Source organism: Streptomyces sp. NBC_00443 (genome assembly GCF_036014175.1).
Lineage (GTDB): Bacteria > Actinomycetota > Actinomycetes > Streptomycetales > Streptomycetaceae > Streptomyces.
This window is the reverse complement of the sequence record NZ_CP107917.1, coordinates 3302832-3323113: the sequence shown is the minus strand read 5'-3', so window position 1 is coordinate 3323113 and position 20282 is coordinate 3302832. Positions and strand designations below refer to the sequence as shown.

Annotated in this window: 20 protein-coding genes and 1 pseudogene; 13 read left to right on the top strand and 8 right to left on the bottom strand. The window is 69.9% G+C overall.

Annotated elements, in window-relative coordinates; genetic code table 11:
- Window positions 1–64 precede the first annotated feature (64 nt).
- The 6 genes from OHO27_RS14635 to OHO27_RS14610 all read left to right on the top strand — a co-directional run bounded on the left by OHO27_RS14635 (window position 65) and on the right by OHO27_RS14610 (window position 4313).
- Window positions 65–1390, top strand: coding sequence for a sensor histidine kinase (locus OHO27_RS14635; protein WP_443059545.1), 1326 nt, complete (start codon window positions 65–67; stop codon window positions 1388–1390).
- On the top strand, window positions 1387–2112 hold the full coding sequence (locus OHO27_RS14630) for a response regulator transcription factor (RefSeq protein WP_328423995.1): 726 nt from the start codon (window positions 1387–1389) through the stop codon (window positions 2110–2112). Before OHO27_RS14635 ends, OHO27_RS14630 begins: the two co-directional genes overlap by 4 nt.
- A gap of 133 nt (window positions 2113–2245) precedes the next feature.
- Window positions 2246–2443 (top strand): Flp family type IVb pilin, encoded by a 198-nt coding sequence (locus tag OHO27_RS14625; RefSeq protein WP_328423993.1) that lies wholly within the window; start codon window positions 2246–2248, stop codon window positions 2441–2443.
- A complete protein-coding gene (locus OHO27_RS14620; RefSeq protein WP_328423991.1) occupies window positions 2443–3060 on the top strand; it encodes a pilus assembly protein TadG-related protein in 618 nt (205 codons plus the stop codon). The genes OHO27_RS14625 and OHO27_RS14620 overlap by 1 nt, the downstream gene beginning before the upstream one ends.
- Before the next feature lie 34 nt (window positions 3061–3094).
- A complete protein-coding gene (locus OHO27_RS14615; RefSeq protein ID WP_328423989.1) occupies window positions 3095–3676 on the top strand; it encodes a hypothetical protein in 582 nt (193 codons plus the stop codon).
- Between the two features lie 7 nt (window positions 3677–3683).
- The gene (locus tag OHO27_RS14610) at window positions 3684–4313 is read left to right on the top strand and encodes an OmpA family protein (protein WP_328423987.1); all 630 of its coding nucleotides are present in this window, start codon (window positions 3684–3686) and stop codon (window positions 4311–4313) included.
- Window positions 4314–4342: 29 nt separating this feature from the next.
- Here the strand turns inward: OHO27_RS14610 and OHO27_RS14605 are convergent, their stop codons facing one another.
- Window positions 4343–4705 carry a DUF192 domain-containing protein gene (locus OHO27_RS14605; protein WP_328423985.1) on the bottom strand — a complete coding sequence of 121 codons (363 nt, stop codon included), beginning with the start codon at window positions 4703–4705 and terminating at the stop codon, window positions 4343–4345.
- 60 nt (window positions 4706–4765) lie between these two features.
- On the opposite strand from OHO27_RS14605, the gene OHO27_RS14600 reads away from it, so the two are divergent.
- On the top strand, window positions 4766–5644 hold the full coding sequence (locus OHO27_RS14600; RefSeq protein WP_328423983.1) for an LLM class flavin-dependent oxidoreductase: 879 nt from the start codon (window positions 4766–4768) through the stop codon (window positions 5642–5644).
- A gap of 31 nt (window positions 5645–5675) precedes the next feature.
- On the opposite strand, the gene OHO27_RS14595 is transcribed toward OHO27_RS14600, so the two are convergent.
- Window positions 5676–6173 (bottom strand): DinB family protein, encoded by a 498-nt coding sequence (locus OHO27_RS14595; protein ID WP_328423982.1) that lies wholly within the window; start codon window positions 6171–6173, stop codon window positions 5676–5678.
- 51 nt (window positions 6174–6224) lie between these two features.
- On the opposite strand from OHO27_RS14595, the gene OHO27_RS14590 reads away from it, so the two are divergent.
- Window positions 6225–7007 (top strand): class I SAM-dependent methyltransferase, encoded by a 783-nt coding sequence (locus OHO27_RS14590; RefSeq protein WP_328423980.1) that lies wholly within the window; start codon window positions 6225–6227, stop codon window positions 7005–7007.
- 17 nt (window positions 7008–7024) lie between these two features.
- Here the strand turns inward: OHO27_RS14590 and OHO27_RS14585 are convergent.
- A pseudogene (locus OHO27_RS14585) lies at window positions 7025–8085 on the bottom strand (winged helix DNA-binding domain-containing protein).
- 1071 nt (window positions 8086–9156) lie between these two features.
- Between OHO27_RS14585 and OHO27_RS14580 the strand changes: the two are divergent.
- The 4 genes from OHO27_RS14580 (at window position 9157) to OHO27_RS14565 (ending at window position 14246) form a co-directional block, all read left to right on the top strand.
- Window positions 9157–9930: an isoprenyl transferase gene (locus OHO27_RS14580; RefSeq protein WP_328423978.1), complete on the top strand. Its 774-nt coding sequence runs from the start codon at window positions 9157–9159 to the stop codon at window positions 9928–9930.
- Window positions 9931–10234: 304 nt separating this feature from the next.
- Window positions 10235–11560, top strand: a complete 1326-nt coding sequence (locus OHO27_RS14575; protein ID WP_328423976.1) for a PhoH family protein — start codon at window positions 10235–10237, stop codon at window positions 11558–11560.
- Between the two features lie 418 nt (window positions 11561–11978).
- Window positions 11979–12674, top strand: coding sequence for a transglycosylase SLT domain-containing protein (locus tag OHO27_RS14570; protein WP_328423974.1), 696 nt, complete (start codon window positions 11979–11981; stop codon window positions 12672–12674).
- Window positions 12675–12821: 147 nt separating this feature from the next.
- Window positions 12822–14246, top strand: a complete 1425-nt coding sequence (locus tag OHO27_RS14565; protein ID WP_328423972.1) for an AI-2E family transporter — start codon at window positions 12822–12824, stop codon at window positions 14244–14246.
- A gap of 24 nt (window positions 14247–14270) precedes the next feature.
- Here OHO27_RS14565 and OHO27_RS14560 read toward each other — a convergent pair whose 3' ends face one another.
- Window positions 14271–14810 (bottom strand): alkyl hydroperoxide reductase, encoded by a 540-nt coding sequence (locus OHO27_RS14560; RefSeq protein ID WP_328423970.1) that lies wholly within the window; start codon window positions 14808–14810, stop codon window positions 14271–14273.
- Between the two features lie 5 nt (window positions 14811–14815).
- A complete protein-coding gene (locus tag OHO27_RS14555; RefSeq protein WP_328423968.1) occupies window positions 14816–15370 on the bottom strand; it encodes a peroxiredoxin in 555 nt (184 codons plus the stop codon).
- Between the two features lie 170 nt (window positions 15371–15540).
- On the opposite strand from OHO27_RS14555, the gene OHO27_RS14550 reads away from it, so the two are divergent.
- Complete coding sequence (locus OHO27_RS14550; protein WP_328423966.1) at window positions 15541–16491, top strand: LysR substrate-binding domain-containing protein; 951 nt, start codon at window positions 15541–15543, stop codon at window positions 16489–16491.
- Between the two features lie 145 nt (window positions 16492–16636).
- On the opposite strand, the gene OHO27_RS14545 is transcribed toward OHO27_RS14550, so the two are convergent.
- Genes OHO27_RS14545 through OHO27_RS14535 form a run of 3 tightly spaced genes read right to left on the bottom strand, consistent with a single transcriptional unit; the run spans window position 16637 to window position 20180 of the window.
- Entirely contained in the window at window positions 16637–18973 is a 2337-nt protein-coding gene (locus OHO27_RS14545; RefSeq protein ID WP_328423963.1) for an ABC transporter permease, read from the bottom strand.
- The gene (locus OHO27_RS14540; RefSeq protein WP_328423961.1) at window positions 18970–19659 is read right to left on the bottom strand and encodes an ABC transporter ATP-binding protein; all 690 of its coding nucleotides are present in this window, start codon (window positions 19657–19659) and stop codon (window positions 18970–18972) included. The genes OHO27_RS14545 and OHO27_RS14540 overlap by 4 nt, the downstream gene beginning before the upstream one ends.
- On the bottom strand, window positions 19656–20180 hold the full coding sequence (locus OHO27_RS14535; RefSeq protein ID WP_328423959.1) for a PadR family transcriptional regulator: 525 nt from the start codon (window positions 20178–20180) through the stop codon (window positions 19656–19658). The genes OHO27_RS14540 and OHO27_RS14535 overlap by 4 nt, the downstream gene beginning before the upstream one ends.
- Window positions 20181–20282: the final 102 nt, after the last annotated feature.

Genomic DNA, 20282 nt, shown 5'->3' with positions numbered 1-20282 from the left:
CGCGGGTACGGGCGTGGGCCCGGGCACAGGTACAGGGGGGACCGGGACCTCGGCCCCGGGGGCGATGGCAGGCATCGCCCTCCTGCTGCGGCGCCTTCGGCCGTCCCGGGCAGCCGGAGGAGCCGGACAGGCCGCCGCGATACCGCTCCAGATAAACGCCCTCCAGGCGATGTGCCGGCAGGTCTTCGGCTTCCGCCTCGCCATGATCGCCCTCGCCGCACCCGCGGCCCTGCTCAACGCGACGCCCGGCCTGGGAACCCGTCTGATGGGCGCGGCGGTCGTGGTCACGTTCATGGGCTCCTACGCCCTGTTCCGCGACTGGGAACGCTTCGGCCCGCTCCTCCTGCGCCACCCCACCCTCCTGGCGGCGGACACCCTCTTCACCGCCCTCCTCCTCATCTCCGCGGGCCCCGACACCACGCTGGCCTACGTCAGCGTCTGCACGCCCCTGCTCGCCGGCATCGTCTACGGCTACCGGGGCGCGGCGGCGTTCGCGAGTGTGCAGTCCCTGATCCTGCTGCTGGCCTACGCGATCAACAAGGAGGCGCAGGCGGGCAGCGGCCTGGCGGAGAAACTCCTGCTCCCGGGCCTGTGCGTCATCACGGGCGCGCTCGGCTCGTCGCTGCGCAACCTCATGCTCCGCTTCGGTACGGCCACGCAGGCACTGACGACGATCCAGGCGCGGCTGGCGGTGACCGAGGCGGTCGGCGCGGAACGAGCCCGGCTGTCGCGCGAGATGCACGACTCGGTGGCGAAGACGCTGCACGGCGTGGCACTGGCGGCGGACGGTCTGGCGCTCTCCGCGGCGTCGGCGTCGATGGACCCGGCCCGCGTCAGCCAGCAGGCCGAGCTGGTGGCCCGCGCGGCCCGCCGAGCCGCCGCGGAGTCCCGCGAACTCCTAGCGGACCTGCGCCGCGAGTCCGACCCGGACCACGCGACGGACGTCACGCCGGAACTGGCCGCCCGTACCGAGGCCTTCGCGAAACGCACGGGCATGACGGCGACGTACGACACTCTGGGCGAGGCCGCCCACGCCCTCCCGGTCCCACCGGCGGTCGCCCGCCAACTCCTCACCATCACCGAGGAGGCCATGGAGAACGCCCACCGTCACGCGGCCGCGACCCGGGTCGACGTACGAGCGGGCGTGCGCGCCGGCGTGCGGGGCGAGGTGCTGTGCCTGACGGTCCAGGACGACGGCCGGGGCCTGCCCCCCGACACGACCCTCGAACACCTCCGCCGGTCGGGCCACTTCGGTCTGATCGGCATGGCCGAACGAGCCGCCTCGATGGGCGCAGGCATCCACATCGGCAAGGGCACCCACGCGCGCGGCACGGAGGTCCGTCTCGAACTCCCGCTGGCGGCCCTGACGACGACGAAGGCGACCCCATGAACACCCCCCTCCGGCTAGTGGTGGCAGACGACAACCCGGTGGTCCGAGCAGGGCTGACGGCCTTGCTCTCCACACACGTGGACATAACGGTGGTGGCCGAGGCGGCGAACGGCCAGGAGGCCCAGGAAGCGGCCCGCCGCCACCGCCCCGACGTGATCCTCCTGGACGTCCGCATGCCGGGCACGGACGGCATCACGGCCCTCCCGCACCTGGTCGGCATCGCCCCGGTGATGATGCTGACCTACAGCGGGGAGTCGGAGACGGTCCGCGAAGCCCTGAGTCTCGGCGCCGCCGGCTATCTGGTCCACGGTGAGTTCACGACGGACGAACTGGTGGCGGCGGTGCGTGACATCGAGCGAGGCAGGGGCGCGGCGGAGCCCCGGCTCACCCCCACGGCAGCGGCATCACTCGCGCAAGCAAACGCCGAACTCCCAACTGCGGCCGGGAATTCTGCGGAACCGCTTTCGCAAGTGCAACCAACTGTGGGACAGTCGTCGTCGTATCGGTCACGGTTCCGGCTGAGCAGGAGGGAGGCGGAGATCATGGACCTCATCGCATCCGGCATGAACAACCAGCAGATCGCCGCCGCCTGCTTCATCAGCGAGAAGACGGTCAAGAACCACATCAACCGCATCTTCGCCAAACTCCACAGCAGCAGTCGCGGGGAGGCCGCGGCCAAGTGGCTGGGTACGGCGCCGGGTTCACACCCAGGACGGGGTTGAGCGGCGATGGGGGGACGGCGGTTTTCGGCCGAGGCCTGGAATTGGGTCCTGGGACCCTCTGGTGTTCGGGGTGTTCGCGCTTACTTTTCTCCTGAGACTTCTCACAGGACTTGCGTGCCCAGAGGGGAACACCATGAGCAACTGGATCAACACCACCGTCGAGTACGTGCGCTCCCGTGCCGTTCGCGACGACAAGGGGCAGACGGCGGTGGAGTATCTGGGGATCATCGCGGTGGTGGTGGCGATTGTTTTGGCCATTACGGGGACGGACATCGGGCAGACGATCTTCGACGCGATCACGGACAAGATCACCGAAGTGACCGGTGGTTGATGCGGCCACCCAAGTACGGCGACGCAGGGCAGGCCTTCCCCACCTACATCACGGTGGTGGCAGGCCTGCTTTTTCTCGCGTTCGCATACCTTGCGGTCGGCCAGGCCGCGGCGAATCGGAACGGTGCCCAAACCGCTGCCGACGCGGCGGCGTTGGCAGCGGCGCAGGAGAGCCGGGACCAGCTCGCGGGCGACTGGTTGGCAGTCGTGGGCGACCCGACGAAGTGGCAGGACATCCTTGACGGCGACACGGAACTGGTCGACGGATGCTGGCGGGCCTACGAACTGGCGGCCCAGAACGACGCCGATGTCCAAGGCTGTGGGCGGGCAGAGCCACTGGGCTACACGGTGGATGTCGAAACCAACAAGTCCGTAGGCGACTCCATCGTCCCCGGCACGGAGGACAAGAAGTCGACGGCGTCAGCCACCGCCGTGATCGAGCCCCGCTGCACGTTCGATCTCCCCGGCGGGGACTCCGACGACGGTGAGGGTGACGGGAACGACACACTGCCATTGCCGCAACTCACCTGCGGAGACACGGACTGGGAGCCGGACCCGGACGATCCGATCACCCTTCCGGATCCCGAGGACCTCTTCGACGTCCATCTGGCCGCCTGACGAGCGAACGACGAGTGAAGAAGGAAGCAGAGGCATGAGTATTCGGTTCACGGCGAAGGCCCACAGGGGGATGGTCGCGCTGACCGTTGCGGCCGGACTGGCCCTCGGCGTGGCCGGCTGCGGTGGTGGGGGAGACGACGACAAGAAGCCGGAGGCTTCGGCGTCCGCTCCCACGAACCGGGGATCCGACCCAAGTGCTCAGGAGGGACAGGCGGACGAGCCCCTGGCGGAGTTGAAGGGTTCGGACGGACTGCTCCTCCAGATCATCTCTGCCCAGCGTGATGCCGGCGGTTTCATCACCGTGAACGGCAGCCTGAAGAACGACGGGGACAAGAGCACTTCGGTCCCCTCCGCGTTGAGCGGCAACGAGACCGAGATCATCAGGAACGGCAGGTCGCTCGGGGGCGCCACGCTCGTCGACTCGAAAAGCAAGAAGCGGTACTACGTGCTGCGGGACACCGACGGACGTCCGCTGACCACCACGGGCTTCTCGTCCCTCAAGGCCGGTGAGAGCCTCTCCGTGTTCATGCAGTTCCCGTCGCCGCCCACGGACACGAGCGAGGTCACGTTCCAACTGCCGACCTTCGCCGCCGCCACCATCCAGATCTCCGGGTGAGGCCAAAATGACCCGCACCCCCCGCCTCCCCCTCACCCTCACCGCAGCCACCCTCATGGTCGCCACCAACCTCCTCGGCGCCACCACAGCCGACGCCGCCGACGACCCCAGCGTCCCCCCGGGCACCGAAGCCACCGCCACCGCCCCCGTAGAGGTGGACGCCAACGACCCGGACCTCAAGCTCCCCGAAGGGGCGACGCTCGCAGAGGCCAAGGTGCTGGACATCAAGCAGGTGGTCGAGGACCAGGCCGGCGAGGAACGCCGGGAAGACACGAACTCGGACGTGAAGTTCGCGCTGCAGGCCGAGGTCCTCTTCCCCAAGGACAGCGCGAAGCTGACGGGCGAGGCGAAATCCCGTATCTCGGAGATCGCCGAGGAGATCAAGACCCAGAACGCCACGCGCATCCGCGTTTTCGGCTTCACCGACAACCTGGGCTCCTCCGCCCACGGCGACGTCCTGTCCAGGAAGCGTGCGAACGCCGTACAGGGCGTCCTGGAGTCGGAGCTGACCGACTCCACGGTCACCTACGAGGTGCGCGGCTACGGCGAGCAGTACCCGATCTCCTCGAACGCGACGGAGTCGGGCCGCAAGAAGAACCGACGGGTGGAGGTGTCCTTCCCGCGCACGGACAACTGACCCGGTTGCAGGGCCGCCCTCGCCCACGCCTACCCCTCGACAGTCACCCGCACGCCGGCCCGTACCCCCCACCCGGCCATCACCCCGGCCCCCGCCTCCAGCACATGGCGCGACCGAAGCCGGGGCAGGCCCAGCCGCCCCGGTGGCATGGTGCGTACGGCGATGACGTTCAGCCGTCGGTCGAGATAGGCGACGTCGATGGGCATCCGCATCCGGAAGGTGTGCACGCTGCCGGCCTGCGTGAGCAGCATCGCCCCGGCGATGGAATCCCGCCCCAGCAGCCCCCTCGTACGGGCCCGGTAGGACGCGGCGACCTCCACGGGCACCGAGACGTCCCCCCGCTCCCCGTGAACGACCAGCGTCCCCCGACCGTCCCGCCACCGTCGCCCCATCCCCAGCCACCTCCTGGATTTCCTGTTGTCCGGCGAGTGCTCCCCGGGTAGGAAGGCCCCATGACCGGACTAGGCGCAATCTTCCGCCCCCAACTCGCCCCCGAGCGACTCCGTTCCGTCGCCCGCATCGCGGACGAGGCAGGCCTCGAAGAGCTCTGGCTCTGGGAGGACTGCTTCCGGGAGGGAGGGATCTCCACCGCTGCCGCCGCGCTGGCGTGGACCGATCGCGTGCGGATCGGCGTCGGGCTGCTGCCCGTCCCGCTGCGGAACGTCGCCATCACCGCCATGGAAGCCGCCACCTTGCACCGGATGTTCCCCGGACGGCCGATCCTCGCCCTCGGGCACGGTGTGCAGGACTGGATGGGGCAGGTCGGGGCGCGGGTCGAGTCGCCGGTGACGCTGTTGCGCGAGCATCTCGTCGCCCTGCGCGCCCTGCTCGGCGGGGAGACGGTCACCACCGAGGGGCGGTACGTGAAGCTCGACGACGTCGCCCTCGACTGGCCGCCCGCCGCACCGGTGCCGGTCATCGCCGGTGTCACCGGGCCCCGCTCGCTGCGGCTCGCCGGTGAGGCGGCCGACGGGACGCTGCTCACCGCCTCGACCTCGCCCGAGGGGGTGCGGAAGGCGCGGCAGCTCATCGAGGAGGGGAGGGACGCGGCGGGCCGTACCGGCGACGAGCCGCACCAAGTCGTCGTCTACCTCCTGACCGCCACCGGCCCCGACGGGCCCGCCAGGCTCAAGGCCGAGCTCGAAGCCGAGGGGGACGGTGACGTCCCCGGTCTCGGCGTCGCCGGAGACGCCGACACCGTCGCGAAGGCCGTCCAGCGGCTCGCGGACGCCGGCGCCGACACCGTGGTGCTGCAGCCGACGGGGGACGAGCCCGACCCGGAGGGGTTCGTGCGGTTCGCGGCGGAGGACGTGCGGCCGTTGGTGCCCTGAGGGACGACGCGAGCGACAGCATGCGAGGGGCTCATCCCGGCTGGTGAGCCCCTGTCGCCCCGTCGATCAGCTCCCGCACGATGTCCATGTGGCCCGCGTGCCGTGCCGTCTCCTCGATCATGTGGACCAGCACCCACCGCAGGGACACCGCCTCGCCCCGCCACTCCGGCCGGCCCAGGTCCGTCAGCGACCGCTCGGCGATCAGACGGTCGGCCGCGGTGCGCGCACGGCCGTAGAACTCGATGATCTGCTGCGTCGTCTCGCCCTGGTCGGCCGCCATGTCCTCGGCGCTGTAGGGGTCGAACCACAGTGGTTCCACCTCGCCGCCGAAGGTCGAGACGAACCAGCCGTACTCCACCGAGCCGAGGTGTTTGACCAGGCCCAGCAGGCTCGTGCCGGTCGGGGTCATCGGGCGGCGCAGCTGTTCGTCGTCCAGGCCCTCCAGCTTCCACAGCACCGCGTCCCGGTGGTGGTTGAGGCTCGCCCGGAGTGTTTCCTTCTCGCCCGCCGTGTACGTCGAGTTCGTCATGGCGTCGAAAACTAGCAGCGGCCACTGACAGGGCCCTGCGATCATCACCGCATGGGACAGGACAGGTCGTTCGAGGAGCTCGTCGCCGAGGGTGCGGCCGTGCCCACCGAGGGCTGGGACTTCTCCTGGTTCGAGGGGCGGGCCACCGAGGCGCGCCCCAGCTGGGGGTATGCCGTCTCCCTGGCCGACCGGCTGGCCGGCGCGACCGCCGCGCTCGACCTCCAGACCGGGGGCGGGGAAGTGCTGGACTTCGCCCTCGGCCGGGCACCGAAGGCCCCGCCGCTCACCGTCGCCACCGAGGGCTGGCCGCCGAACGTCGCCAAGGCCACCGCCCTGCTCGCTGCCCGCGGTGTCGCGGTCGTCGCCTCGCCCCAGGACGCCCCGCTCCCGTTCGCCGACGGGGCCTTCGACCTGGTCACGAGCCGGCACCCGGTGCGGGCCCACTGGCCGGAGATCGTCCGCGTGCTCCGGCCCGGCGGCACGTACTTCGCCCAGCACGTCGGACCCCACAGCGTCTTCGAACTCGTCGAGTACTTCCTCGGGCCCCAGCCCGACGAGGTCCGCAGCGGCCGCCACCCCGACCGGGAACGCGCCGATGCCGAGGTGGCCGGCTTGGAGACCGTCGACCTGCGCGCCGAGGAACTGCGTATGGAGTTCCACGACATCGCAGCCGTCGTGCACTTTCTGCGGAAGGTCGTGTGGATGGTCCCCGGCTTCACCGTCGAGGCGTACCGGCCGCAACTGCGCGCCCTGCACGAACAGATCGAGTCCGAGGGTCCCTTCGTCGTGCACAGCACCCGCCACCTCTTCGAGGCACGCAGGCCCAGCGCCTGAGCCGCCCGGCGGGGCACTCACGCATGCGGTCCGACGGTCACCTTCCCGACCACCAACTCCGCTTTCGCCTCCAGCACTTCCCCGACCCGCTCCACCTGCTCGCCCAGCTCCCGCTCCTGCCGCGCCGTCAGGCGCCGTCCGATCAGCTCCACCGTCACCGTCGTACGACGGCCCTGGCGCCGTTGATGCCAGACCCCGGCCACCACCCCGTCCACCAGCAGCACCGGAAAGTTCCCCGCCTGCCCACCCGCCAGCGCCCGCTGGTACGCCTCGCCGGGGAACAGCGTCTGCCGCGGCTGCGCGGCGATGGCGTACGCGTCGAAGTAGGGCAGCAACCGCACGCCACGCACCTTCCCCACCGGGAACTCCGTGTCGCCCGCCGCCACCCAGGCCGCGGCCCCCTCGAACGACACCTCCTCGGCCTCCCCGGCCCCCACCAGCTCCCCGAACAGCGCCACCGCCCAACCGGCGGGCACCGCCAGCCACTTGGCGAAGTGCTGGGGGTCGCCGGGCCGTACGCGCGCAGATACCGCCGTACGAGCTCCCGCAGCGCCCCCTCGCCCGCCGGCCCCGACCGCGGTACCGGTTCGACCCCCTGCGGCCGGGTGTACGTCACCTTCCGCCCCCGGTTCGGGCCGAAGCACAGGGCGCCCGACTGGCCGGCCCGGTGCATGACCTGCCGCCAGCGCGGCCACAGGTCCTGGAAGGCGGGCATCACCCGGTCCCCGGCCCACGGACCCGTGCGCGCCACGACCTCCTCGTTCAGTTCCTCCACGGTCAGGCACACGCCGTCGAGGGCGTCTCCGATCGCCGCCACGATCTGCTCCGCCTGCTCCTCCGTAACGGCGATGTCCCGCGGGAAAGGGCTCGGACCCGTCGGAATCGCGCTCAGCGCGCCGCACCACAGCGGCAACTCGGCGGCGGGCAGCAGATGCACGGTTCCGCGCGGGCCGAACGTCTTCACCAGCGAGCGGTCCTCCCAGAGCGCGGCCCGCACGTCGGCCCGCGTCACCCCGGCGGCCCGTACCCCCACCGACACCTCGGCCGCGGACAGCACCTGCGCATGCGCGCCCAGCATCGCCCCCACCACATCGGCGACCGGCGTGCCGTGCGCGGCTGGACGTGCCAGGAACTGCCGCTCCGTACGCCGTGCGCTCGCCCGGTCCCACGTGATCGCCCTGCTCGCGGTCGCAGTCATGGGGCGACGTTAGGCCGGATGTAGGCCAGTAACTGTCCGCTGGGGCACCTGAGGACACATCCGAGGCACTTGAGGCTCGTATGGTGCAAACCGTGCATCCGTGAGCGAAGGGGCGCCGACCCCTGCGCATCCAAGGAACCCACACCTTTTCCACATTGTTATGGCGGCCGACTCGATTTCCTCACACCTCTCACGTAAGTTCAGAACAAGGTAATTCGCGTAAGCAAAGCTGCGCGGCGGCACCGCGCAGCGGAGGGGGCTGCGCGGTGCTGCGCCCTCGAAAGTGCCCCTGCTGGACGCGTGTCGCGTCGAAGCCGCCTCCCGAACCCGCAGCCATGTGCGCCGTCAAGTCGACGTTCGCGGCCGGTGTCACCCGGGCGGGGGAAGCGGGGACAAGTCGCACGGTGAGTCTCAAGATGCTGCAAACCCTATGGATCCGGCCACATTCCACCCGTTTCCCCTGGGAATCCGCTCCCGCCAGGCCATGAATCGGCCACAAAGAAGCCCTCTCGCGGCTACCGGGCCGTCGCCGAGCGACTTCGGAGAGTAGTTGTGGCACGCCGATGCACGCAGCATCACTTACGAAGGGTTATGGTGGAAACCCCCCTCGGGCCGGTCCGTCTCCCCCACGGACCGGCCCGTTTTTGCTCGGACCGGCCCGTCTCTTCGTGCCGATAGCAAGGGGGCGTCCCGGCGCCGGCCGACTGCCCCGACCTGAAGGGGCGCGGGGCTCTGTCGATATGCGGCTCCGCCGCCTGGGCGCGACCAGCCCCCACCGACCCGCAGCCGCCAACGGCCCCTGGGCACCCCCACCCGAGGCGGACGGCCCAAGCCCCGCAGGGGTACGCTTTCGCCGGTAGGGGACCGCCATACGGACAGGAACCGCCCTCGCCTGCGCCGCGCGCAGCGCCCGCGCGCCTGTCCGATCCGTACGGAGGGGCTGACAATCACGTGAACCTGCGCGACAAGCTGCGCGGCCTGCTGGTCAGGCTGTACGCACGCCGGGTGGAGGGCCACCTGGACCACGCTCAGGTGCCCAAGCACATCGGCGTGATCATGGACGGCAACCGTCGCTGGGCGAAGGCGGCGGGCTCCTCCACCGTGCACGGGCACCGGGCCGGTGCCGAGAAGATCGAGGAGTTCCTCGGCTGGTGCAGCGAGACGGACGTGGAGGTCGTCACCCTCTGGCTGCTGTCGACGGACAACTTCGACCGGCCCCAGGACGAGCTCGGCCCCCTCCTCGGGATCATCGAGGACGTCGTCCGCACCCTCGCCGCCGACGGGCGCTGGCGCGTACACCACGTGGGCACCCCCGACCTGCTGCCGTCCGGGATGCAGACCAGCCTCAAGGAGGCCGAGGAGGCCACCGCACACATCGACGGGATACTGGTCAATGTCGCCATCGGCTACGGCGGCCGCCAGGAGATCGCCGCCGCCGTGCGCTCGATGATCATCGACGCCCACGACAAGGGCACCTCGATGGAGGTCCTCGCCGAGTCCGTCAGCGTCGACCTGATCGGAAGCCACCTCTACACCGGCGACCAGCCGGACCCCGACCTCGTGATCCGTACGAGCGGCGAGCAGCGGTTGTCCGGTTTCATGCTGTGGCAGACGGCCCATTCCGAGTACTACTTCTGTGAAGTCTTCTGGCCGGCCTTCCGCAAGGTGGACTTCCTGCGCGCTCTGCGCGACTACGCGGCCCGCCACCGGCGCTACGGCGGCTGAGCGAACTCACCCCCGCGGGACAGAAGTAACAAGGAGTTCACCAGCGCGCCGTCATATGCGTCGGCATGGCAGCGCACGTTCGAGGGCATAAGGCAAGCAGGTCGACACCCGAACCACGGGTGTCGTATCTCAGCGGACGGCACGGGGCCGTCCGCCCGGGAGGCCCTTTGCACCAGCCCCACCGTGCGGTCACGGCACGGAAGAAGACGCGGGGGGCCGGTTTTCGGCCCGTGCAGAGCGGCCGACGACCGGTCCAGCTCCACTCCGTCGCTCCCCGACCTCATCCGAGGGGGTACGTCCTTCCGTGGTGACCAGCACAAAGCGCCACAAGCCCGACCGGCGCACCTACGTTCTCGACACCAGCGTCCTGCTGGCCGACCCGAACGCCCTGAACCGCTTCGACGAGCACGAGGTCGTGCTCCCCATCGTCGTGGTGACGGAACTGGAGGCCAAGAGGCACCATCCCGAACTCGGCTACTTCGCCCGGCAGGCCCTACGTCTGCTCGACGAGTTCCGGGTGAAGCATGGCCGTCTCGACGGCCCCATCCCGATCGGGGACCTCGGCGGGACCGTCCGTGTCGAGCTCAACCACTCGGACCCCAGCGTTCTGCCGACCGGCTACCGCCTGGGGGACAATGACTCCCGCATCCTCGCGGTCGCCCGCAATCTGCAGGCCGAGGGGTTCGACGTCACCGTCGTGTCGAAGGACCTGCCGCTCAGGATCAAGGCCTCGTCCGTCGGTCTCCAGGCTGAGGAGTACCGCGCCGAACTCGCCATCACGGACTCCTCCGGCTGGACCGGAATGTCCGAACTGACGCTGCCGGGCGAACAGGTGGACATCCTCTTCGAGGAGGGGCACGTCTTCGTGCCCGAGGCCGCCGACATGCCCGTGCACACCGGCCTGACGATCCACTCCGAGCGCGGCAACGCGCTGGGCCGGATCACGCCCGAGGGCAACGTCAGGCTGGTGCGCGGCGACCGTGAGGCCTTCGGCATCAAGGGCCGCAGCGCCGAGCAGCGGATCGCGCTGGACCTGCTGCTCGACCCGGACGTCGGGATCGTCTCCATGGGCGGCCGGGCCGGCACCGGCAAGTCGGCGCTGGCACTGTGCGCCGGTCTGGAGGCGGTGCTGGAGCGCCGTCAGCACCAGAAGGTGATGGTCTTCCGGCCGCTGTACGCGGTGGGCGGGCAGGAGCTCGGCTATCTGCCCGGCAGCGAGGCCGAGAAGATGAGCCCCTGGGCGCAGGCGGTCTTCGACACACTGTCGGCGGTCACCAGCCGCGAGGTCATCGAAGAGGTGACCGCGCGGGGCATGCTGGAGGTGCTGCCCCTCACGCACATCCGCGGGCGTTCGCTGCATGACGCCTTCGTGATCGTGGACGAGGCGCAGTCGCTGGAAAGGAATGTCCTGCTGACGGTTCTGTCCCGAATTGGGGCCAATTCGCGGGTGATTCTGACCCATGACGTGGCCCAGCGGGACAATCTCAGGGTCGGGCGCTACGACGGTGTCGTCGCCGTCGTGGAGAAGTTGAAGGGGCATCCGCTCTTCGCCCACGTCACGCTGACGCGGTCCGAGAGGTCCCAGATCGCCGCCCTTGTGACCGAAATGCTGGAGGACGGGCAGATCTGACCCAAGTGCTCAACTTGCGGTAGCTACTCGTTGGTTGGCGCCGTTCGGAAAGGCAGTGAGCCTATCCGGGCGGCGCCTCGGCGTGTGCGGCTTTCCGTAAAACCCCTGGGACAAACGAGGTGTGAGCTTTCACACGCAACACAGAATTGCCTTGCGGCGTCGGGGTACGGCAGAGTCTCACTCCTGTCAGGCCCCGCATACGACACATCTGTACCCCCAGCGGTACGGCACCACAGCAACACCACAGCCAACTCCATAGCGTCGTCGTATGCCGCCCGAGTCTTCACGCGGCGCTCCTCGCAAGGGAGTTGCCCACCGGGTCCGAGCCTCCCGTGACCCCGCAGTTGGGAGGCCAGAGCCAGGGGCACGATTGCGTCCGCCAGGGTCACCGAAGCGGACGATGCTGGAAGGAAACCGTGTGAGTCCGATTTCGGTCAGGGGATTCGCAGTGGCGTCGGCCACCGCGGTCACCGCTGTCGGAAGCGTCGTCGGCGTTGCCTCGGGCAGCACCGCGCAGAACAATGACGCCGAAGCGACGGCTGCTGCCGATTCGACGCTCCTCGCGGACATACCCGCGGGCCAGCAGGCCCAGGTGCAGATCGAGTCCATGTCGGCGCAGGCCGACGTCCAGGCCATCGCCGCGGACGCGAGCGCCAAGAAGGGTGCTGAGGAAGCCGCCCGCAAGGCTGCCGCCCAGACCGCGATCGAGAAGAAGGAAGCCGCCGAGAAGGCAGAGAAGGCGGCGCAGGAAGCCAAGGAGCGCGAAGAGGCCGAGGCGAAGGCCTCCCGATCCTCCTCCGACTTCCCCGTCCAGGGCTCGTACAGCATCGCGCAGATCCAGTCGATGGCGCGCCAGATGGTGCCGAGCGGCCAGTTCCAGTGCTTCAGCAACATCGTGGACCACGAGTCCGACTGGAACTACCGGGCCGTCAACGCCTCCTCGGGTGCGTACGGTCTCTTCCAGGCCCTGCCCGGTTCGAAGATGTCGTCCGTCGGCTCGGACTGGCAGACGAACCCGGCCACCCAGATCAAGTGGGGCCTCAACTACATGAACGACCGCTACGGCAGCCCCTGCGACGCCTGGTCCTTCTGGCAGGCCAACAACTGGTACTGAGCCGGCACCCGCCGCCGCTCAACCTTCGCGCAGCCCCTCACCGTCTCAAGGTGAGGGGCTTTCGCGCTTCCCCGTGACGTGCCATGTACGGTCGGACGGAGCGACTCCAGGGGAGTGGTGCGGAGAGACGGGGGAAGAGGACGGATCATGTCGCGAGTGCCAGGGTGGCTCGGCCGGCTCGGCGCCGGACTGACCGAGATGAGTGAGCGGTTGGACGAGCGCCGCGCCGCGGTGGAGCGGGAGGACACCGAGCTCCGGCCGGAGCGGCGGTCCGCCACGGCCGTAGCGCCCGATCCGGCCGTCGAGGACGTGCCGCCGCCGCGGGCCGACCACGTCCCGCGGCCCCCCGGCTACGCGCCCACCGCACCGCCGCCCCGGCCCGACCCGGCACAGGTCGTGCCGTGGGGCGTACGGGTCGCCGCGGAGGCCGGCTGGCGGCTGCTGGTGCTCGCCGGCACGGTCTGGGTGCTGATGCGGGTCATCAGCGCCGTACAACTCGTCGTGCTGGCCTTCGTCATCGCGCTGCTCCTCACCGCGCTGATGCAGCCCTCGGTGGCGTGGCTGACCCGGCGTCGCGTGCCGCGCGGGCCCGCCACCGCCCTGACCGCGATCCTCGGGTTCGTCGTCATCGGGCTGATGGGCTGGTTCGTGACCTGGCAGGTCATGGAGAACATCGACAATCTCTCCGACCAGGTCCAGGACGGCATCGACGAGCTGCGCAACTGGCTGCTCAACAGCCCCTTCCACGTGACCGACAAGCAGGTCAACGAGATCGCCGAGAACCTCCGGGAGGCGATCGGCGCCAACACCGACGAGATCACCTCGGCCGGGCTCGAAGGCGTCACGGTCGTCGTCGAGGCCCTCACCGGCATTCTGCTGGCCGCCTTCTCGACTCTCTTCCTGCTCTACGACGGCAAGCGCATCTGGCAGTGGACGCTGAAGCTGGTGCCCGCCGCGGCCCGTCCGGGTGTCGCCGGCGCCGGCCCGCGCGCGTGGGCGACGCTCACCGCGTATGTGCGCGGCACCGTCCTCGTCGCCCTGATCGACGCCGTCTTCATCGGCATCGGCATCTACTTCCTCGATGTGCCGATGGCCGTGCCGCTGGCCGTCTTCATCTTCCTGTTCTCCTTCATCCCGCTCGTCGGCGCGGTGGCCTCCGGCGCCCTGGCCGTGGTCGTGGCGCTGGTGACGCAGGGCGTCTTCACAGCGGTCATGACCCTCATCGTCGTCCTGGCCGTCCAGCAGATCGAGGGCCACATCCTGCAGCCGTTCATCCTCGGACGCGCGGTCCGCGTCCACCCGCTGGCGGTCGTGCTGTCGGTGGCGGCCGGCGGCATGGTCGCGGGGATCGGCGGCGCGGTGGTGGCCGTACCGCTGGTGGCCGTGTCGAACACGATCGTGGGGTATCTGCGGCGGTATTCGCAGGAGTCGATGCTGACGAGCACCGGTCCGAAAGAGCCGGCCCGTCCGGCGATGGAGGACGAGGCCGTTCAGGCCGAAGGAGGGCCCGGGGGCGGGGGCCCCGGGAACGGCGGCCACGACAACGCACTGGACCCCGCCCACGAACGGTGAGCGGGGTCCGCAGAGCGACGGCGCTTACTCGACGTCGGCCAGCACAGCCTCGGCGTCCAAGGTGGAGCCCACGGCCTGGATCACGGAAGCGATCTTGAACGCCTCCTGAACCGTCTCGCGGTCCACGCCCGCCTTGCGCAGCACCTGCTCGTGCGAGTCGAGGCACATGCCGCAGCCGTTGATGGCGGACACCGCGAACGACCACAGCTCGAAGTCGACCTTGTCGACGCCGGGGTTGCCGATGACGTTCATCCGCAGGCCCGCGCGCAGGGTGCCGTACTCGTGGTCGGACAGCAGATGCCGGGTGCGGTAGAAGACGTTGTTCATCGCCATCACCGCGGCGGCGGACTTGGCCGCGCTGTAAGCCTCCGGCGTGAGGTTCGCCTTCGCCTCCGGCGCCAGCTCGCGCAGCACGATCGGGGAACGCGAGGCGATCGCGGTGGCGAGCACCGTGCCCCACAGCTGCTGCGCCGGGAGGTCCGAATTGCCGATGACCGAGCCCAGGTTGAGCTTCAGGTCCTTGGCGTAGTCCGGTATGCGGGACTTCAGGGAGTCGAGGGACATGTCACTCACTCTCCGGCAAGGAGCTTGACCGGGTCCAGGGTGTCCTCGCCCTTGCTCCAGTTGCACGGGCACAGCTCGTCCGTCTGGAGGGCGTCCAGGACCCGCAGGACCTCCTTGGGGTTACGGCCGACGGAGCCGGCGGTCACCATGGAGAACTGGATCTCGTTGTTCTGGTCGACGATGAAGACGGCGCGCTTGGCGAAGCCGTCCTCGCCCTCGATGCCGAGGTCGCGCATCAGCTCGCGCTTGGAGTCGGCCATCATCGGGAACGGCAGGTCGCGCAGGTCGTCGTGGTCCTTGCGCCAGGCGTGGTGGACGAACTCCGAGTCACCGGAGAAGCCGAGGACCTGGGCGTCGCGGTCGGCGAACTCCTCGTTCAGCTTGCCGAAGGCCGCGATCTCGGTCGGGCAGACGAAGGTGAAGTCCTTCGGCCACGCGAAGACGATCTTCCACTTGCCCTCGTAGGTCTTGTGGTTGATCGTCTCGAACTCCGAGCCCTTCTCCAGCGAGACGCAGGCGGTCAGTTCGAACTCGGGGAACTTGTCACCGACAGTGAGCACACGCTCTCCTTGCAGCGAGGAGACACCCGTTCGGTACAGGGGTCTCCCATGGGGTTGGACCTTACCGATCCTGGCACAACGTGCATTGATACGGGAAATAGCTACACTCGGTCGGGTTGATCGTAGATGCCTATTGATGGCCGTAGGTAAGGGATGACGGAGGGCAGGACATGACCGTGGGCAAGAGGCGGCAGCCCAGCCTCGCCCAGCTGCGGGCGTTCGCCGCCGTTGCCGAGCACCTCCACTTCCGGGACGCCGCGGCCGCGATCGGTATGAGCCAGCCCGCGCTCTCGGGTGCCGTGTCCGCGCTGGAGGAGACCCTCGGGGTCACGCTCCTGGAGCGTACGACCCGCAAGGTGCTGCTCTCGCCGGCCGGCGAGCGGCTCGCCGTACGGGCGAAGGCGGTGCTGGTGGAGGTCGGGGCGCTGATGGAGGAGGCGGAGGCGGTCAGGGCGCCGTTCACCGGTGCCCTCCGCCTCGGCGTGATCCCCACCGTGGCGCCGTACCTGCTGCCGACGGTGCTGCGGCTCGTCCACGACCGGTATCCGCACCTCGACCTCCAGGTGCACGAGGAGCAGACCGCGAGCCTGGTCGACGGCCTCACCACGGGGCGCCTGGACCTGCTCCTGCTCGCCGTACCGCTCGGGGTGCCCGGTGTCGCCGAACTCCCGCTCTTCGACGAGGACTTCGTGCTCGTCACCCCGCTCGACCACTGGCTCGGCGGCCGGGAGGGGATCGCGCGCGAGGCGCTGCGCGAGCTGAACCTGCTGCTGCTCGACGAGGGGCACTGCCTGCGCGACCAGGCCCTGGACATCTGCCGGGAGGCGGGCCGCGAGGACGCCCCGGTGACCACGACGGCGGCCGGCCTGTCCACGCTGGTCCAGCTGGTCGCGGGCGGACTGGGGGTGACCCTGCTGCCGCGCACCGCCCTCAAGCTGGAGACGACCCGCAGCAGCCAACTCCTCACCGGATACTTCGCCGACCCGGCCCCCACCCGCCGCGTCGCCCTCGCCATGCGAACGGGGGCGGCACGCGCGGCGGAGTACGAGGAACTGGCGTCGGCGTTGCGGGATGCGTTGCGGCCGTTGCCGGTGCGGGTGTTGGGGGCCGGGGGCGGCTGAGTTCTCGGGCCCGGGTGCCCACTCGGCGTGCGGATCCGGGGGGCTGCATCAGCCGCGGCGCTGGGGTGGGTTGAGGCGGTTCTTCATGCGGCGATGGCTCTGGGGGCCGGGTTCTGAGTCCCGGCCCCCTTGATCACGCCGCTGGTCACTCCGTGCGCAGGCCGTCCGGGCGCATCAGGCGCAGCAGCGGAGGCAGGCTGAGGAGGGTCACCGTGAGGACGACCCCGGCGCCGATGCCCGTCATCGCCAGTACGCTCGCCCAGTCCACGGTCACCGTGGCTCCGGTCATCTTCAGCAGGACGGCGCCCAGTATCAGCCCCACGGTCGACGCCAGCAGCAGGCCCAGCGCGATCGGGATCGCCGTCTGCCAGAGCACCGAAAGGCTGAGCGTGCGGCGCCGGGTGCCGAAGGCGACCAGGGACGACAGCAGCTTCTTGCGCTCGCGCAGCTGCTCCAGTTGGGAGACCAGCAGGCTCGCGCCGATCAGCAGCAGGACGCAGGTGGCGCCGACGAACAGCCCGTTGCGGATGGAGCGGAACTCCAGGGACTCCCGGTTGGCGGCCAGCGTGAACACGTCCGCCAGCGGGTCCATCCGCGCGGCCGTGTTGCGCGCGAAGTCCGCGGCGTCCGGCACCGACGGGTCCAGCGAGAGGAACACCCGCTGGACGAGGCCGGCCTCCGCCCCTTCGGGCAGCGCGCCCGGGGTGAACAGCAGGCCGCCGCGCTCGTAGCCGGTCGGGTCCTCGCGCGTCGCCGCCGTCCTGACGCCGCTGGGCACCTTCCACGCCACTGTGTGGCTCGTCGACCCGCTGTAGAGCGGGTCGAAGTACAGGGTGCCGCCCGCCTTGACGAGTTCCTTCGAACCGTCGTCGTACTCAGCGCCGACGATCCGGAAAGTGTCCCCGTCCCGGCAGGACTTCAGACGCGCCACCTCACGCAGCTCGGCGCAGCTGCCGACGGCCATCTCCAGCGAGTTGTCGGGTTCCTTCGCCTTCTCGCCTAGCGTGCCCAGCGAGAGGGCCGACGCCTGGCGTACGCCCTCGGTCTCGCCCAACTGCCGGGCGACGTCGTTCAGCGGGACGTCGCCGTGCACGGAGATCGTCATCTGGGCGCGGTTCAGGTCGTTGCCGGTCTGCTCGGTGTAGTCGCCCTCGACCCCGGCGAACAGCATCTGCAGCGCGATCGCCCCGGCCACCGCGACCGCGATGCCGTTGACCATGCGCGCGGCCGAACCGCTGCTCAACTGCAGCCTGCGGACCGCCAGTTGCCAGGAGACCGACCCGGAGTTCAGCCGGGCCACCACGGCCTCGACCAGCCAGGGCAGCAGCGTGGTGACGCCGACCAGCAGCAGCACGGTGCCGCCGATGACCATCCACTCGTTGAAGTTCCCGTTGTCGTTGCCCTGTCCCACCATCGGGTACAGCAGCGCGAGACCGCCCACCGGCAGCAGCAGCCGCCACCACAGCCGACGGCGTGGGGGCTTCGTCGTACGGACCACGCCGAGCGGCTCGATGACCACCCCGCGCAGGGCGAACAGCGTGACCAGGACCGCCGCTGCCGGTACGGCGACGGCGACCAGCAGGGCGAGCGCGATCGACGGGTTGAGGTCGCTCGGGAACACGCTGATGTCCCGCACCTTCAGCAGAGTCGCCAGATGACGCCCCGCCAGGAAGAAGCCGGTGCCGAGGACGAGACCGAGCAGCGCGCCGGCAAGCGCCTCGCCGCCCGCGACCCGGCGCGCCATCCGCCCGTCCGCGCCGACCAGCCTGAGTGCCGCGAGCCGACGGTCGCGGCGCTCGCCGCCGAAGCGCACGGCCGCCGCGATGAACACGCCGACGGGCAGCAGCAGTACCACGAAGATGATCATGATCAGCAGGATCAGGATCGGATCCAGCGGGTCGTCCGCCATCCCGGCGGAGGGGCCGAAGTAGTCGATCCGTTCGACGGTGCCTCCGGACATCTGGTCCGCGAGCCCCGAGCCGCCCGCGTAGTAGGCGAGTTCGGCGGGCCCGATCAGCCCGGGCTGATCGATGGTGCCGGTGACCCGGTAGGGGATGCGTTCGCGCAGCAGCTTGCCGGAGTCGGACTTCAGCAGCTTCTGCAGCGCGGGCGAGGCGATCATCTCGCCCTTCGCGGGGAACTCGTCCACGCCCGGCGGCAGCGGCGCCAGCGCACCCTCCGGCTCCAGGAGCCGGCCCCGTACGTCGTCACCGCGGTACTCCGTGTCGGCACTGGCGATGATCAGCGTGTCGTCCGCCTTCGGCAGCACCGTCCCGCTGTACGTGAAGTCGTCCCGGGAGCTGCCGCGCCGGTCACGCTCGGACAGCGCGCTCGGGATCGCGGTCGTCAGCAGCAGCAACGCCACACCGAGCCCCACCCCGACGGCCGTCAGCAGGGCCCGGACCCATCCCTCGCGTCCGCCGGCGAAGGCGAACCGGACGCCCATGCCCAGATCCTTGGCCCACTGACCAGCGGCACTCATACGACGCGCTCCATGTCCCGGGACTTGCCGTCCCGTACGACGATCTCGCGGTCGGAGTAGGCGGCGACCCGCGCCTCGTGCGTGACGAGGACGACGGCGGCGTTGGTCGAGCGGGCGGCGTCCGTCAGCAGCTCCATCACACGCTCGCCGTTGAGGGAGTCGAGCGCGCCGGTCGGCTCGTCGGCGAACAGCACGCGCGGGTTGGTGACCAGGGACCGGGCGACGGCGACGCGCTGCCCCTGACCGCCGGAGACCTCACCGGGCCGCTTCTTGCGCAGGTCGTCGACCTCCAGCCGCTCCATCCAGGTGAGTGCCGCCTTCTCGGCCTCCTTGCGGGAGGTTCCGTTCAGCCGCAGCGGAAGGGCGACGTTCTCGACGCAGGTCAGCTCCGGCACCAACTGCCCGAACTGGAAGACGAACCCGAACTCCGAGCGCCGCAGGGCACTGCGCTGGGCGTCGCCCATGGTGGCCAGTTCACGGCCGTTGTAGGTGATGGAACCCGAGTCGGGCGGCACGATCCCGGCGAGACAGTGCAGCAACGTCGACTTGCCGGAGCCGGACGGCCCCATGACGGCGACGACCTCGCCGGGGTGGATGGAGAACTCGGCCCCGTCGAGCGCGAGGGTCGGGCCGTAGGCCTTGCGCAGCTCCTGGGCCGCGAGCAGGGAACCGGGAGGAGGAGTCACTTGGTCACCACCTCGGCCAGCTTGTCGAGACGCGCGGCGGTGAGTTCCAGCCAGCGCAGGTCGGCCTCGAGGTGGAACAGGGCGTGGTCGCAGATCAGCTGATCGGCGAGGTCCCCCTTCCGCTTGCGGTCGGTGAGGATCCGCATCATCCGCAGGTGCTCGGCGCGCTGGGTGTCGAGGATGTCGGCCGCGTCGCGCTGGGTGAGCAGGGCGAGGACGACCTTGGTGTAGAGGGTCGACTGGAGGTACGGCTCCGGCTTCTCGGGCGTCGCGAGCCACTGCTGCACGTCGGTGATCCCGGCGTCGGTGATGGCGTACCGCTTGCGCTCGGGCCCGCCGCCGGGCTCGATCCCGTCGACCTCGACGAGCCCGTTCTTCAGCAGCCGGGACATCGTCGAGTAGACCTGGCCGTAGTGCAGCGGCCGGTCGTGACCGAACTTCTCGTCGAAGGCCCGCTTCAGGTCGTAGCCGTGACGCGGGCCGGACTCCAGGAGCCCCAGGAGGGTGTGACCGATGGACATGACGAGGACACTACACGGGGTGTATACGCGGCATGTATACGCGGAGTGTGTAGATCATGGCGGGGGGTGTGAAGGCGCAGGTGGGAGACGATTGTCACGGTT